Here is a 13,425-nt window from a genome sequence, read left to right on the forward strand (position 1 = left end):
CGGGCGCTACCGGAGCCGCCTGATCAGTCCCGTGGCCTTCGCCTTCGCGCCTGCCGGCATGCCAGCCCTGCCCTCATGAGCCGCGGGTTACGAGGGCAGTCACCGTGCAGTGACTGGAGGCAAGCGATGGGCGACAGGCGAGATGCACATGCGGGAGCCGCCGGAGGCGCACCGGCGGCCGACCGGCCCGAGGGGCTGCGGAACGTGGTGCTGGTCGGCCACAGCGGAGCAGGCAAGACGACGCTGGCGGAGGCGCTGGCCCTGGCCGGCGGGGCGATGAACCGGTGCGGCCGGGTCGAGGAGGGCACGACCGTCTCCGACTTCGACGAGATCGAGCACCGGCAGCAGCGTTCGGTACAGCTGTCACTGATCCCGGTGGAATGGGGCAATATCAAGATCAATCTGCTGGACACCCCCGGATACGCGGACTTCGTCGGGGAGTTGAGGGCCGGTCTGCGCGCCGCGGACGCGGCCCTCTTCGTCGTCTCGGCCGCCGACGGTGTCGACGGCGCGACCCGCATGGTGTGGGAGGAGTGCGCGGCGGTCGGCATGCCGCGCGCGGTGGTGGTGACCCACCTGGAGAACGCCCGCGCCGACTTCGACGAGATGACCGCCATCTGCCAGCGGGTCTTCGGCGGCGACGACCCGGATGCGGTGCTGCCGCTGTATCTGCCGCTGTACGGCGAGGAGGCACCCGACGGGCACACCCCGGTCGCCGGTCTGATCGGACTGCTGTCGCAGCGCGTCTACGACTACTCCTCGGGCGAGCGCGTCGAACGCGACCCCGACCCCGAGCATCTGCCGCTGATCGAAGAGGCCCGGAACCGGCTCATCGAGGGGATCATCGCCGAGAGCGAGGACGAGACCCTGATGGACCGCTACCTCGGCGGTGCGGAGATCGACCAGAAGACCCTGATCGAGGACCTGGAGCGGGCCGTCGCCCGCGGCACCTTCCACCCGGTGCTCGCCGCCGCCCCACCGCCGGAGGGCGCACGCCACGGTCTGGGCACCCTTGAGCTGCTGGAACTGATCACCGGTGGCTTCCCGACACCGGCCGAGCGCGAGGCCCCAGCGGTGACCACCCCGCAGGGCGCACCGCGGCCGCCGCTGGAGTGCGACCCGGACGGCCCGCTCGCCGCCGAGGTGGTCAAGACCTCCTCCGACCCCTACGTGGGACGGATCAGCCTGGTGCGGGTCTTCTCCGGGATGTTGCGCCCCGACGAGACGGTGCATGTCTCCGGGCACGGGCTGGAGGACCGCGGACACGAGGACCACGACGTCGACGAGCGGGTGGGCGCGCTCTCCTCCCCGTTCGGCAAGACCCAGCGCCCGGTGCCGCGGGCCATCGCCGGCGATCTGGTGTGTGTGGCGAAGCTGACCCGCGCGGAGACCGGCGACACCCTGTCCGCGAAGGACGACCCGCTGCTCATGGAGCCGTGGATCATGCCGGACCCGCTGCTGCCGGTCGCCATCGAGGCGCACAGCAAGGCCGACGAGGACAAGCTGTCGCAGGGCCTGGCACGACTGGTCGCCGAGGACCCGACGATGTGCCTGGAGCAGAACCAGGACACCCACCAGGTGGTGCTGTGGTGTCTGGGCGAGGCGCATGTGGACGTGGCGCTGGAGCGGTTGCGCGGCCGGTACGGCGTCCAGGTCGACGCCGTACCGTACCGGGTGTCGCTGCGCGAGACCTTCGGCGACAAGGCGGCCGGGCGCGGTCGGCATGTCAAACAGTCCGGTGGCCACGGGCAGTTCGCGATCTGCGAGATCGAGGTGGAACCGCTGCCGGTGGGCTCGGGTATCGAGTTCGTCGACAAGGTGGTCGGCGGCGCGGTGCCGCGTCAGTTCATCCCTTCGGTGGAAAAGGGCGTACGCGCGCAGGCCGCCAAGGGCGTAGCGGCTGGATACCCCGTGGTGGACATCAGGGTCACCCTGCTCGACGGCAAGGCGCACTCGGTGGACTCCTCCGACGCCGCTTTCCAGACCGCGGGCGCGCTGGCACTGCGGGAGGCCGCCAAGGATTCCCGTATCCACCTGCTGGAGCCCGTCGCCGAGGTGCAGGTGCTGGTCTCGGACGAGTACGTGGGACCGGTGATGAGCGACCTCGCCGGGCGCAGGGGCCGGGTGCTGGGGACCGAACCGGCGGGACCCGGCCGGACGTTGGTGCGCGCCGAGGTGCCCGAGATCGAGATCGGACGGTATGCGATCGACCTGCGGTCGATCTCGCACGGAACCGGCCGGTTCAGCCGCTCGTACGCCCGGCATGAGCCGATGCCGCCGCAACTCGCCGCGAAGCTGCGGGAGGAGCAGGAGGAGACCAGGTAACTCCCGTATCCCTTACCGCGGGGAGTCGTCCTTCACCCCGGGAGTCGTCTTTCACCCCGCACCACTGACGAGTTGGTCACCGTCCGGATACGCTGTGCAGGTAGATCGGACGGTGTGCCAATCCGATGCACGGTGGAGTTCGTTGACGGCCCTTACCGGGCCATCGGCCAAGGGAGTTGGGGGCGGCAGTGTCGAGTTTCTCCGGCGTGGAGTTCGACTTCAGCCCGGGCGCCCAGGTGCCGCTGATCGGCATGGGCGGGGAGACGGCCGCCACCCAGGCGCTGTCCTCCGCCGCGTACCGGGACGGGCCGGTCGAGGCCCTGGTGAACGTCAACTCCGAGGCGAGCGTCAAACCGCCGAAGCTGTCCCTGTTCGAACCGAACCTGGGCGAGGCGTTCGCACGCGCGGTGCAGGTGCGGATGCTCGGCGGCGCACGCAAGGAGACCATCCAGTCCTTCGGCATGGATCCGCAGACCGTCGTGGTGCACTGCCTGGCGGCGAACCGGATCCGTCAGCAGCGCGACATGCGCCTGACCGTCGTGATGGGCGTGTGCGGTCTGCTCTTCCTGCCCGGTGTGCTGATCTGGCTCGGCGCGTTCCAACTGCGCCGTACGCTCGGCAAGTTGGACGGGCGCGTCGGGTCACTGGGCGGCGTGGTGCTCGCGATCGTGGTGGGGCTCGCCGCGCTGCTGTTGTGGCGGCCTCCGCTGACCGGGTTCTTCAGGCAGTACCTGCGGGTGATGCTGCTGGTTCCGGTGCTCGGCTGGTACATCGCCAAGCGCATCTGCGAGCGCACCGCGGTGGATCTACGGGAACGCTGGGCGTCGCTGCTCGGCGGTGGCGGCGTCGGCGCGAAGATCCCGGAGGCGGTGCCGCAGCACCCCAACCAGACCCGCGCCGAGCTGATGCGCCAGTCGCTGATGGCGCTGGCCACCGAGCAGAGCAGCAACGTGGTCTTCTACGCCGGCCCCAAGGGCATATTGGGCATGGGCTCGCGCTGGGGCGTCTGGCAGCTGGCGGAGGAACTGGAGCCGCGGGCCGACACCGACATCCACCCCTTCCGCAGCTGGGACGTCATCAAGGCCATCCAGGACCGGTTGCGCGATCTGGAGCGCGGTCCGCTGCACACCGGCGGCTTCCCCAAGCCCTCGATACGGCACTGGATCGTGGCGCCGGTCGGCGAGGGCGCCAAGGAGGTCAGCCGACCCACCGGGGCTGAGGTCGAGGGCTTCACCGTGAAGGACTTCGAGATACAGCGGATCTGCAACGAGCAGCAGTTCGGCAGCGGCAACCGGCACTACCTCGGTGTCCAGTTCGTGCTGTGGGACGGCCAGTTGGTGCTCAATCTGCTGATCACGGTGACGGTGCTGCACTACACCCTGCGGATCGAGGTGACCGGGCACGCGCTCGGACCGGTGAACTCGCTGTTCATGGGCGGCCCTTCGCCGAAGACCAAGGAGGTCTCAAAAACCGTCAAGTTCTGGGAGACCAGGACCGTGAACCTGCCGTTGGTGGACGCGGGCGAGGTGGTGCGGCTCACCGCACGCGCGCCGTTCACCTGGTTTCCGCCGATCCTGGACTTCCTCGGCGGCCAGCTGACGCTGCCCGAGCCGTTCGGGCTGCGGCACGCGTGGGCGGACAAGCCGTGGAAGCACCGGTTCATGGCGGACGACGCGTTGCGCGCTGCGACTCCGGTGTTGCGCGCGGTGAACGCCGCCGCGATTTCCGTTCTGGAGGAGAACGGGGTGGACACGGAGCGGTTCACCAACCGGTCGCTGATGCTCAGCGGTTTGGTCCAGGGGGCAGAGCCTCGGTCGGCTGACGCGTACAACGCGTAGCGCCTGCGGTTCTTGCCCCACCCGCCAGCCCTTCCGTCCTCAAGCGCCGGACGGGCTGGCTTTCGTCCTCAAGCGCTGGACGGGCTGACTTTGTCCTCAAGTGCCGGACAGGCTGAAAGCAGCGCCGAGACGGGCGGAAGATTCAGCCCGTCTCGGCGCTTGAGGACGACGCGCGGATTGCGGGTGATCAGTCCGACCGTTCGGACGGCCAGTGGGCCGCCAGCATGGCGCGGGTGTCCGCAAGCAACTGCGGCAGCACCTTCGTGTGGCCGACGACCGGCATGAAGTTGGTGTCGCCACCCCAGCGCGGCACCACGTGCTGGTGGAGGTGGGCGGCGATGCCCGCGCCGGCCACCTCGCCCTGGTTCATGCCGATGTTGAAGCCATGCGCTCCGGAGGCCGAGCGCAGGGCGGTCATCGCGTGCTTGGTGAACTCCGCCAGCTCCACCGTCTCGGCCTCGTCGAGATCTGTGTAGTCGGCAACGTGCCGGTACGGCACCACCATCAGATGGCCGCCGTTGTAGGGGTAGAGGTTGAGGACCGCGTAGACGGTCTCACCGCGCGCGATGATCAGGCCGTCCTCGTCGGACTTGGCCGGAATGGCGCAGAAGGGGCAGCCGTCGCCGGCCTCCGGGCCGGTCGGCTTGTTCTCACCCTGGATGTACGCCATGCGGTGCGGGGTCCACAGGCGCTGGAACGCGTCCGGCGTCCCGACTCCGATCTGCTGCTCCGGCTCAGTCGTCATGCTGTGCAGCATATTCGCCCGCGGCGGCCGACGACGCGGGGAGGGGCGGACCGTAACGGTCCGCCCCTCCCCGGCCCCGTCCCAGCGGGGGCTCGTCACACCTGGATGCGGCGCTCCACAGCGTCAACGATCTCGGCCAGCGCTTCGTCACGCGGGATGCCGTTCTTCTGCGAGCCGTCGCGGTAGCGGAAGCTCACCGCACCGTTCGCGACATCCTCATCACCGGCGATGACCATGAACGGCACCTTCTGCTTCTGCGCGTTCCTGATCTTCTTCTGCATGCGTTCCGAGGACGCGTCCACCTCGATGCGCAGACCCTTGGCCCGCGCCGCCGACGCGAACTCCTCCAGGTACGGCACATGGGCGTCGCCGATCGGGATGCCGACCGCCTGCACGGGCGCGAGCCAGGCCGGGAAGGCGCCCGCGTAGTGCTCGGTCAGTACCCCGAAGAACCGCTCGATGGAGCCGAAGAGTGCCCGGTGGATCATCACCGGACGCTGCCGCGAGCCGTCGGCGGCCTGGAACTCCAGGTCGAACCGCTCCGGCAGGTTGAAGTCCACCTGGATCGTGGACATCTGCCAGCTGCGGCCGATCGCGTCCCGTGCCTGGACGGAGATCTTCGGGCCGTAGAAGGCGGCGCCGCCCGGGTCCATCACCAGTTCAAGGCCCTGCTTCTCGGCGGCCTCGCGCAGCGTCTGGGTGGCCTCCTCCCAGACCTCGTCGGAGCCGATGAACTTCTCCGGGTCCTTGGTGGACAGCTCCAGGTAGAAGTCGTTGAGCCCGTAGTCACGCAGCAGGTTCAGCACGAAGGTGAGCAGCGAGTCGAGCTCGTCGGCCATCTGCTCCTTGGTGCAGTAGATGTGCGCGTCGTCCTGGGTCAGCCCGCGGACCCGGGTCAGTCCGTGCACCACGCCGGACTTCTCGTACCGGTAGACGGTGCCGAACTCGAAGAGACGCAGCGGGAGTTCGCGGTAGGAGCGCCCCCGGGACCTGAAGATCAGGTTGTGCATGGGGCAGTTCATGGGCTTGAGGTAGTACTTGTGGCCCTCGTCCAGCTCCATGGGCGGGTACATGCCGTCCGCGTACCAGTCCAGGTGGCCGGAGGTCTGGTACAGCTCCTGCTTGGTGATGTGCGGGGTGTTGACGAACGAGTACCCGGCCTCCTCGTGGCGACGGCGCGAGTAGTCCTCCATCACCCGGCGGATGACACCGCCCTTGGGGTGGAACACCGGCAGACCCGAGCCGATCTCCTCGGGGAAGGAGAACAGGTCGAGCTCGGCGCCGAGCTTGCGGTGATCACGCTTCTCGGCCTCGGCCAGCCGGTCGAGGTAGGCCTTCAGCTCGTCCTTCGACGGCCAGGCGGTGCCGTAGATCCGCTGCAGCTGCGGGTTCTTCTCGCTGCCGCGCCAGTACGCGGCGGCGGTGCGCATCAGCTTGAACGCCGGGATGTTCCGGGTGGTGGGCAGGTGCGGACCGCGGCACAGATCCTTCCAGCACAGGTCGCCGGTCTTGGCGTCGAGGTTGTCGTAGATGGTCAGCTCACCGGCGCCGACCTCGGCGGAGGCGCCCTCGGCGGCGTCCGCGGCGGAGCCCTTGAGACCGATCAGCTCCAGCTTGTACGGCTCGGCGGCGAGCTCCTCGCGGGCCGCCTCGTCGCTCACCGCGCGGCGCGAGAAGCGCTGGCCGCGCTTGATGATCTCCTGCATCTTCTTCTCGACGCGCTTGAGATCGTCCGGGTTGAACGGCTGGTCGACGTCGAAGTCGTAGTAGAAGCCGTCCTTGATCGGCGGACCGATGCCGAGCTTGGCCTCCGGGAAGATCTCCTGCACCGCCTGCGCCATGACGTGCGCGGTCGAGTGGCGCAGGATGCTCAGCCCGTCCTCGCTGTCGATGGTGACCGGCTCCACCTCGTCGCCGTCGGCGAGCGGGTAGCCGAGGTCCTTCAGCTCACCGGCGACACGGGCAGCGACGACGGAGCGGTCCCCCTCGAAGAGGTCCGCGGCCGTCGTCCCCGTCGTGACCACGCGATCTTCCCGTTCCACGGAATCGCGTTTGATGATCACACGGAGCTCTGACACCGGTCTTCTCCTGACTCACGTCACACAGTCGGCAGCGGACGCTGCACCGGTGAATCGTACCGAGCGGGACCGCTCGGGCGCTAAGCCGTGGTCATCAGGGCTGCGGTTCGCCGGGACCGCAGGTCGCCATGGCGGTGCTTATTCGCCCTCGCGGCGGGATTTTTTGGGGGCACGCCCCCAGTCCCCGGGGGTTCGGGGGCTTGCCCCCCAAAAAAGGATCCGCCGCGAATGGCGGAGACCGGCGGTGCCGAAAGGAAGCGCAACGCCCTAGTCGACCGCCTCCGCGGCCTCCTGCAAGGACTTGAGCAACCGGTCGCGCTCAGCGGCGTCAAGCCGCAGCAGCCTCACCCCGCGCGCCCCGGCCAGCCGCCGGAAGCGGCGCCGCGGCTCCAGCGCTCCGCTGACCTGGATCGGCAACCCCACGAGATGGGCGTGGGCGGCGACCCGATAGTCGTCCGCCCCCAACCGCATACGGACCTGCCGTACGTCCGCACCGCCGAGCACCCGCAGCCGCACCGCACCGCCCTCCGCCGGAAGGGCGCTGCGCAGCCGGACCACGGTCCCGATCACGGTGACCGGAACCGGCGGCTCCGCGGCGGCGTAGCGCTCGGCGGCCTGCTGCAACGCGGGCAGATCGCCCGGAGAGAACTCCACCGGCTCCGGGCGGGCGGCCACCCCGAGCGGCAGCCCGGCCGCCGGGGACCAGGCCAAGGCGATCTCGGCGCCTTCGCTGTCCCGCACCAAGTGGGCCACCGCCGTGACGAGTTCATGGCACACGCCGAGCTCCACCGCGGCGTCGAACGCCTCGAGACGGCCGGTCGCCCGTTGGTAGTCCACCGCGTCGCGGGCCGCCTGCAGCGCGCGCAGCAGCGTCATCGTGACGGAGCGGCCGTCCGGCGCCGGGGCGTACGCGGTCACCAGGTGGCCGCCGGAGGAGGGCCCGATGAGCACCTGCTCCAGGTAGGCGGTGGCGTACCGCCCGTGCCGCTCCCCGAAGTACCCCGCCTTGCCCTGGGCGGCCCGGGCCGCGGCCGTGAGCATCCCGCGCACCGCGGTCCGCAGCTGCTCCGCCGCCGTCCACGGCACCGCTCCGGCGCACCGTGGCACATCACGCCGCCAGCGGATCTCGTCCCCCGGCACCGAGAGCGCCAGCAGCACCTCGCGGGCCGAGGGTGCGCCGGAGTGGGCGAGCGCGGTCAGCGCCTCGCCGACCAGGTCGGCATAGTCCCCGTACGCCCGGCCCGCGGGCACCAGCAGGCTGGACGCCGTGACGCCACGCCGGACGTCGCTGCCAGGCGGCGTCCACCGGGTGTACCGCCCGCTCTCGCCGCCCCTGCGCTGCCAGCCGTGCCGGGCGAGCAGTGCGGTGAGCACATCGGGGTCGACGCGCTCGGGGTCGGGCAGTTCGGCTTCGGGCAGCTCCGGGCCGGATACGTCGGAGTCCTCTCCGGTCAGTCGCATCAGGGTCTCCCTCCCGCCCCGACCCGCGTCATGATCTCGCACAGCGCCCGGTCGTCGAAGATCCGGGCGGTGGGGATCCGCACGGTGGTCTTGTACCTGCCCGTCACCGGCTGACCGGCGAGGTTCGTCCAGTAGCAGCAGTGCCTCAGCTCCATGCGGTCGTGGCCCGCGCGCAGCCACTGCTCCTGGCTGCGCGGGACCAGCATCACGACGAGGATCTTGTGCACCGAGACCGGTGTGCGGGCCAGCTTGGCGAGGTGGGCGTTCTCCAAGGTGAACGAGAAGAACGGCCCCGGAGGGTTCGGTGCCACCTGGTAGGTGCACTTGAGCTGCACCTTTATGGTGATCTCGTCGTCGACCGCATGGCCGTGGGAGCTGTGGCTGAGGTGCCAGTCGATGCCGTTGTCGGGAAAGGGCTGGGCGAGCGAGCATCCGGCCGCCGCGGCCACCGCATGCAGATAGCCCACCTGCAGGGTCTCCATACAACTGGTGGTGGCGAGTCCTCCCCGTAGCGGTGCCGTCCGTTCGGGAAGCAGCGCGCCGGGTTCGGGCTGAGCGAGCGCCATGGCTGCTGCCGTGCCTTCCGGGCCTTGCGTGAATCATTCCCCGCGCCGAACCACCCGATGGTTGGGGCGGCTTGCCTGCCCCTGATCCGAACGGTCCGTCAACTCTGTTTTCTCCGCGGGGGATGATCCGCAAACGGGTGCGATCCGGTACACCGCGATGCGGTTCGATGACGTGGCGTCACGGGTAGGAAACGGACAGTGGATTGTCCACCGAACCCGGCAGGCGGAGAGGGGAGCGGTCATGGCGCGTTGGTTCGAAGGGCCCCTCGCCTCGTTCGACACCGAGACCACCGGTGTGGACGTGGAGCATGACCGCATAGTGTCCGGCGCACTCGTGCTGCAGGACAGCGATGGTGCCGAACCGCGCTTCCTGCGCTGGCTGGTTGACCCCGGTGTGCCGGTGCCCGAGGCCGCGACGGCCGTCCACGGGCTGACCGACGCCCATCTGCGGGAGCACGGCGGGGCTCCTGGTCCGGCCGTCGAGTCGATGGCCCGGGCGCTGGCACGCGAAGCGGAGCCTTCCACACCGCTGGTGGTGATGAACGCCCCGTTCGATCTGACCCTGCTCGACCGGGAGCTGAAGCGCCATCGCGGGATCGGCCTGTTCGGGTACATGGAGCGCACCGCGCTGTGCGTACTGGACCCGAGGGTGCTCGACAAGTACGCCGACCGCTACCGCAAGGGCCGCCGTACGCTCGGCGACCTGTGCGCGCACTACGGCGTCCCGCTCACCGACGCACATGACGCGGCGGCGGACGCGCTGGCGTCACTGCGTCTGGTGCGGGCGATCGGCCACCGTTACGCGGAGCAGAGCCTCGGCAGGATGACGCCGGCGGAGCTCCATGTGCGACAGGCGCTGTGGCACGCGGCGCAGGCACGCGGCCTTGAGGCCTGGTTCGCCAGGAACGGCTCGGCGGAGCGCTGTGATCCGGCGTGGCCGCTGCGCCCTGAACTGCCCGCCGCGGCCTAGCGCCTGACCGTCGGCCCCGAACGGGCTCAGGTCCGTCAGGGATCTGCCGGTCCGCAACGCACAAGGCCGGTCAGCGCGTTGACGCTGACCGGCCTTGACCAGGGTGGGCGATACTGGGTTCGAACCAGTGACCTCTTCGGTGTGAACGAAGCGCTCTCCCACTGAGCTAATCGCCCGGGTCTGTCCCGCGGGAGCCCCGCGGCACGACGAGAACAATACAGTGCGCGGGACCGTGTGTTCAAACGCCGTTTCCTTGCCCCCGGTCCGCCCGTTCGGCGAGCAGGGTGCGCAGCCCGCGTCGTCCGCCGCGCATCATCAGCGCGTGGTTGGCGCGGAAGAACGGCCGACCGGGGACGGCGAGCCGCCGCATCAACGGCTTCCGCACGATCACCTGCTGCTCGAAGAGCGCGCGCGTACCGGCGCCGACGGAGCCGAGCGTCCACCGCGCCCACCCCTCCAGGTCACCGGTCATCGCGATCTCCAGCACCCGCGCCGCCCGGTCGCGACGCGCCTCCTGGGCGGTGACCACGAGGTCGTACGGGAGGAAGGAGCGGAAGTGGACGGTGCCCGTCTGGTCGTCGATCGGCTCGACCCGGCGTATCTGCGGCCACCATCGCGGGTACTCCTCGGCGCGCTCCAGGACCCCGTAGACCACCTCGGGAGGGGCGTCGAGCCGCCAGACGTCGCGGAAGTCGTACCAGCACCAGTCCATAGCGGTCAGTGTGGCGGCAACAGCGAAGGGCCCGGAAGCCTTGTGCGGCTTCCGGGCCCCTGACCAGGGTGGGCGATACTGGGTTCGAACCAGTGACCTCTTCGGTGTGAACGAAGCGCTCTCCCACTGAGCTAATCGCCCCGGCGCGGGGACAACATTACCGCATGTCAGCGGGGGCTCTTGACCACTCGGTGCCACCGGTCGCGCTTCGGTGCGCCGGTGCCCGCCGGGAGACACCGGCGGAGCCGAACCGCTACCGTCACTCTTCGTGACCGCAACGGTGCAGTCGACCGATCCGACCGCCTCACCGCATCGGCCCACCGGGTCATCCCAGGACTGGCCCGAACGAAGTACCAGAAACCTCACAAACCAGTCAGAGGGGTTTACAACGTCCCCGCAGGTGGCATGTCGATTTCGCCGACGTGCGAATCCCCGAGCGCACACTGAGCGAAAGGCCTTGGCGCTTATGAACACCACGGTCAGCTGCGAGCTGCACCTGCGCCTCGTTGTGTCGAGCGAATCCTCACTGCCCGTACCCGCGGGCCTGCGGTACGACACGGCCGATCCCTACGCCGTGCACGCTACCTTCCACACTGGTGCCGAAGAGACGGTCGAATGGGTGTTTGCCCGCGACCTGCTCGCGGAGGGGTTGCACCGTCCCACCGGAACCGGCGATGTCCGTGTCTGGCCCTCCAGGAGCCACGGCCAGGGCGTTGTCTGTATCGCCCTGAGCTCTCCAGAGGGCGAGGCGTTGCTCGAAGCCCCAGCGCGGGCCCTGGAGTCGTTCCTGAAGCGGACCGACGCCGCTGTGCCGCCAGGCACCGAGCACCGCCACTTCGACCTCGATACGGAGCTGTCACACATCCTCGCGGAGAGCTGAGCCCCCGCCCGCCGCCCGCGGCCGTCCTACTCGGGGGGACGGCGCGGGCCTGAAATCGCGCGTCGGAGCGCCGTTGCCGCACACCCCGCGGCAGCGGCGCTTCTGTGCGCGCGGCCCTGGTACGGTCCGTGCACCCGTTCGGGACGACGGACCCCGCCGCCCGCCCCCAGCGCGGCATCACAAGGTCGATACGGGTGGCGACAGCGCGTGGTCGACTTGAGTAAAGTCACCCGGCAAACAGCCGCGGGCGCCGACCCGCCGGTGCGCTGTCCGACCCTCCGGCCAGGGAGCGAAGCCGTGCTGATCAACCATGACACCCGGTGCGCCCTCGACTGCGTCGTCGATCTGCTCAACACCGCGCCGGAGAGTGAGGGCCGGGAAAGGCTGGACGGTCTCGACTCGCTGCGCGACTTCGTGGCGCGCAACCGGGTCAGCGACGTGGGGCGACTGGCGGAGTCGGATCTCCCGGCAGTACGCGCGGTACGGGACCGGTTCACCGCGGTCCTGACCGCCTCCGGCACCCGTACCGCGGCGGCCCTGATCAACGCCATGGTCGCGGAGGCCGGGACCACCCCGCGGCTGACCGACCACGACGACTACGACTGGCATGTGCACTACTTCGCCCCGGGCGCCTCGCTCGCCCAGTACCTCGCCGCGGACGGTGGGATGGCCCTGGCGTATCTGGTGGTCGCGGGCGAACGGGACCGGCTGCGCCGGTGCGCGGCGCCGGACTGCCGGCGCGCGTTCGTCGACCTGTCCCGCAACCGCTCACGCCGCTACTGCGACAGCCGCACCTGCGGCAACCGGCTGCACGTGGCCGCGTACCGCGCCCGCCAACGCGAGGCGGCGCAGTGACGGCCACCGGCGGTCAGAAGCCGAGCAGGTCGTAACACGCGCCGAAGAAGATCAGGGTTCCGATCACCCCGAGAAACAGAATGAGCGGCGGCTGGGAGAGCGCGAACAGGCACCCACGGGAGTCGTCGTTCATTTGGTGCGCGGCCTCGGCAGGTCGTAAGTCACTCGTCAGGGGGCATGCTCGCACAACAGTACGTCCCCGTATGCCTCAAGTCGCTTACGGCTAGGGGCAGTTGGCGGCAGCCATAACGATCATCGCGTACCGCGGCCGTCCAAGGGAGCCCAACACGCTGACCCGCAGGGGTGGTTGTGCGGCGCGCCAGGGCGTGGCGCCGTCGCGCCGCGCCCAACCCGCTTGCTCAGATGCCGTGTTTCTTAAGGATCTCCTCGATGTCCCCCATGTCGGACAGCGCATCATCTGCTCCGCTCCGGCCCTTCGGCCGAGCCACGGGGGCGGTCTTCGACCGGCTCAGCTGCGGTGCGGAGGTGGCGGCACCGATCGCCGGGCCGCCCTTCGACGCCTGCGCGGCCTTCCGCTCCGCGCGGGTGACCTGCTTGGCATCGCCGAAGCGGGTGGCCACGTACAGCACGACGGCCAGCGCCAGCACCGCGAAGCCCGCCCAGACGGTGGGCTTGAAGACCAGGTCGGCGGCCCAGCTGCCGACCGCGCTGCCGATCTTGCCGCCGAGCGTGATCAGCCCGGCCTCGTACAGCCCAATGGGCAGCAGCGCCAGCGCCGCTATGCGGGTCGCCCGCCGAAACCGGCGCCGCCAGGCGGTCAGCAGCGCCACTGCGAGTCCCGCACCGGACAGGGCGACGCACACGGTCGCGGTCAGCATCGCCCGCTCCTCGTGCCGATTCCGGACATGGCTACTCCAATCAGCCGGATGTGCGTCCCCTCCATCGTGCACCGACCGCGGTGGTCCGGGCCATGCCCGGGCTCCGGCTTCAGGGAGATCTCCGGGTGATGATCCTCCCCAGGTGCCAGATGCCGC

11 protein-coding genes and 2 tRNA genes are annotated in these 13,425 nt (G+C 69.8%); 5 read left to right on the forward strand and 8 right to left on the reverse strand.

Annotation, left to right across the window (positions count from 1 at the left end; all coding sequences use genetic code 11):
* Positions 1 to 126 precede the first annotated feature (126 nt).
* Positions 127 to 2,325, forward strand: a complete 2,199-nt coding sequence (locus tag P2L57_RS27140; protein ID WP_275818715.1) for an elongation factor G-like protein EF-G2 — start codon at positions 127 to 129, stop codon at positions 2,323 to 2,325.
* Between the two features lie 251 nt (positions 2,326 to 2,576).
* The gene (locus tag P2L57_RS27145) at positions 2,577 to 4,163 is read left to right on the forward strand and encodes an AbeC-like domain-containing protein (protein WP_275818761.1); all 1,587 of its coding nucleotides are present in this window, start codon (positions 2,577 to 2,579) and stop codon (positions 4,161 to 4,163) included.
* Between the two features lie 187 nt (positions 4,164 to 4,350).
* Here P2L57_RS27145 and P2L57_RS27150 read toward each other — a convergent pair whose 3' ends face one another.
* From P2L57_RS27150 to P2L57_RS27165, 4 genes are all read right to left on the reverse strand, one after another.
* Positions 4,351 to 4,920, reverse strand: a complete 570-nt coding sequence (locus tag P2L57_RS27150) for an HIT family protein (RefSeq protein WP_275818716.1) — start codon at positions 4,918 to 4,920, stop codon at positions 4,351 to 4,353.
* A gap of 83 nt (positions 4,921 to 5,003) precedes the next feature.
* The gene (gene thrS / locus P2L57_RS27155) at positions 5,004 to 6,986 is read right to left on the reverse strand and encodes a threonine--tRNA ligase (RefSeq protein WP_275818717.1); all 1,983 of its coding nucleotides are present in this window, start codon (positions 6,984 to 6,986) and stop codon (positions 5,004 to 5,006) included.
* 267 nt (positions 6,987 to 7,253) lie between these two features.
* Complete coding sequence (locus P2L57_RS27160) at positions 7,254 to 8,447, reverse strand: hypothetical protein (protein WP_275818718.1); 1,194 nt, start codon at positions 8,445 to 8,447, stop codon at positions 7,254 to 7,256.
* Complete coding sequence (locus P2L57_RS27165; RefSeq protein WP_275818719.1) at positions 8,447 to 9,013, reverse strand: DUF4365 domain-containing protein; 567 nt, start codon at positions 9,011 to 9,013, stop codon at positions 8,447 to 8,449. Before P2L57_RS27165 ends, P2L57_RS27160 begins: the two co-directional genes overlap by 1 nt.
* Before the next feature lie 241 nt (positions 9,014 to 9,254).
* On the opposite strand from P2L57_RS27165, the gene P2L57_RS27170 reads away from it, so the two are divergent.
* On the forward strand, positions 9,255 to 9,983 hold the full coding sequence (locus tag P2L57_RS27170; protein ID WP_275818720.1) for an exonuclease domain-containing protein: 729 nt from the start codon (positions 9,255 to 9,257) through the stop codon (positions 9,981 to 9,983).
* Positions 9,984 to 10,087: 104 nt separating this feature from the next.
* Here P2L57_RS27170 and P2L57_RS27175 read toward each other — a convergent pair.
* The 3 genes from P2L57_RS27175 to P2L57_RS27185 form a co-directional block, all read right to left on the reverse strand.
* Positions 10,088 to 10,159, reverse strand: a tRNA-Val gene (locus P2L57_RS27175).
* Between the two features lie 62 nt (positions 10,160 to 10,221).
* Positions 10,222 to 10,695: an SRPBCC family protein gene (locus P2L57_RS27180; RefSeq protein ID WP_275818721.1), complete on the reverse strand. Its 474-nt coding sequence runs from the start codon at positions 10,693 to 10,695 to the stop codon at positions 10,222 to 10,224.
* 69 nt (positions 10,696 to 10,764) lie between these two features.
* Positions 10,765 to 10,836: transfer RNA gene (locus P2L57_RS27185), tRNA-Val, on the reverse strand.
* 325 nt (positions 10,837 to 11,161) lie between these two features.
* Between P2L57_RS27185 and P2L57_RS27190 the strand changes: the two genes are divergently transcribed.
* Together P2L57_RS27190 and P2L57_RS27195 are read left to right on the forward strand one after the other, a co-directional pair.
* Positions 11,162 to 11,575, forward strand: coding sequence for an SsgA family sporulation/cell division regulator (locus P2L57_RS27190; RefSeq protein WP_003959770.1), 414 nt, complete (start codon positions 11,162 to 11,164; stop codon positions 11,573 to 11,575).
* A gap of 297 nt (positions 11,576 to 11,872) precedes the next feature.
* The gene (locus P2L57_RS27195; RefSeq protein WP_275818722.1) at positions 11,873 to 12,430 is read left to right on the forward strand and encodes a CGNR zinc finger domain-containing protein; all 558 of its coding nucleotides are present in this window, start codon (positions 11,873 to 11,875) and stop codon (positions 12,428 to 12,430) included.
* A 359-nt stretch (positions 12,431 to 12,789) separates the two neighbouring features.
* Here the strand turns inward: P2L57_RS27195 and P2L57_RS27200 are convergent, their stop codons facing one another.
* Positions 12,790 to 13,269, reverse strand: a complete 480-nt coding sequence (locus P2L57_RS27200) for a hypothetical protein (RefSeq protein ID WP_275818723.1) — start codon at positions 13,267 to 13,269, stop codon at positions 12,790 to 12,792.
* Positions 13,270 to 13,425 lie beyond the last annotated feature (156 nt).

Source organism: Streptantibioticus ferralitis, from assembly GCF_029223525.1.
In the GTDB taxonomy this organism is placed as follows: domain Bacteria; phylum Actinomycetota; class Actinomycetes; order Streptomycetales; family Streptomycetaceae; genus Streptantibioticus_A; species Streptantibioticus_A ferralitis.

Bases quoted from the DNA above. Each gene is read 5' to 3' on its own strand.
- P2L57_RS27140 (WP_275818715.1), top strand. From the start codon at position 127: ATGGGCGACAGGCGAGATGCACATGCGGGAGCCGCCGGAGGCGCACCG.
- P2L57_RS27145 (WP_275818761.1), top strand. From the start codon at position 2,577: ATGGGCGGGGAGACGGCCGCCACCCAGGCGCTGTCCTCCGCCGCGTAC.
- P2L57_RS27150 (WP_275818716.1), bottom strand. From the start codon at position 4,920: ATGCTGCACAGCATGACGACTGAGCCGGAGCAGCAGATCGGAGTCGGG.
- P2L57_RS27160 (WP_275818718.1), bottom strand. From the start codon at position 8,447: ATGCGACTGACCGGAGAGGACTCCGACGTATCCGGCCCGGAGCTGCCC.
- P2L57_RS27165 (WP_275818719.1), bottom strand. From the start codon at position 9,013: ATGGCGCTCGCTCAGCCCGAACCCGGCGCGCTGCTTCCCGAACGGACG.
- P2L57_RS27170 (WP_275818720.1), top strand. From the start codon at position 9,255: ATGGCGCGTTGGTTCGAAGGGCCCCTCGCCTCGTTCGACACCGAGACC.
- P2L57_RS27180 (WP_275818721.1), bottom strand. From the start codon at position 10,695: ATGGACTGGTGCTGGTACGACTTCCGCGACGTCTGGCGGCTCGACGCC.
- P2L57_RS27190 (WP_003959770.1), top strand. From the start codon at position 11,162: ATGAACACCACGGTCAGCTGCGAGCTGCACCTGCGCCTCGTTGTGTCG.
- P2L57_RS27200 (WP_275818723.1), bottom strand. From the start codon at position 13,269: ATGCTGACCGCGACCGTGTGCGTCGCCCTGTCCGGTGCGGGACTCGCA.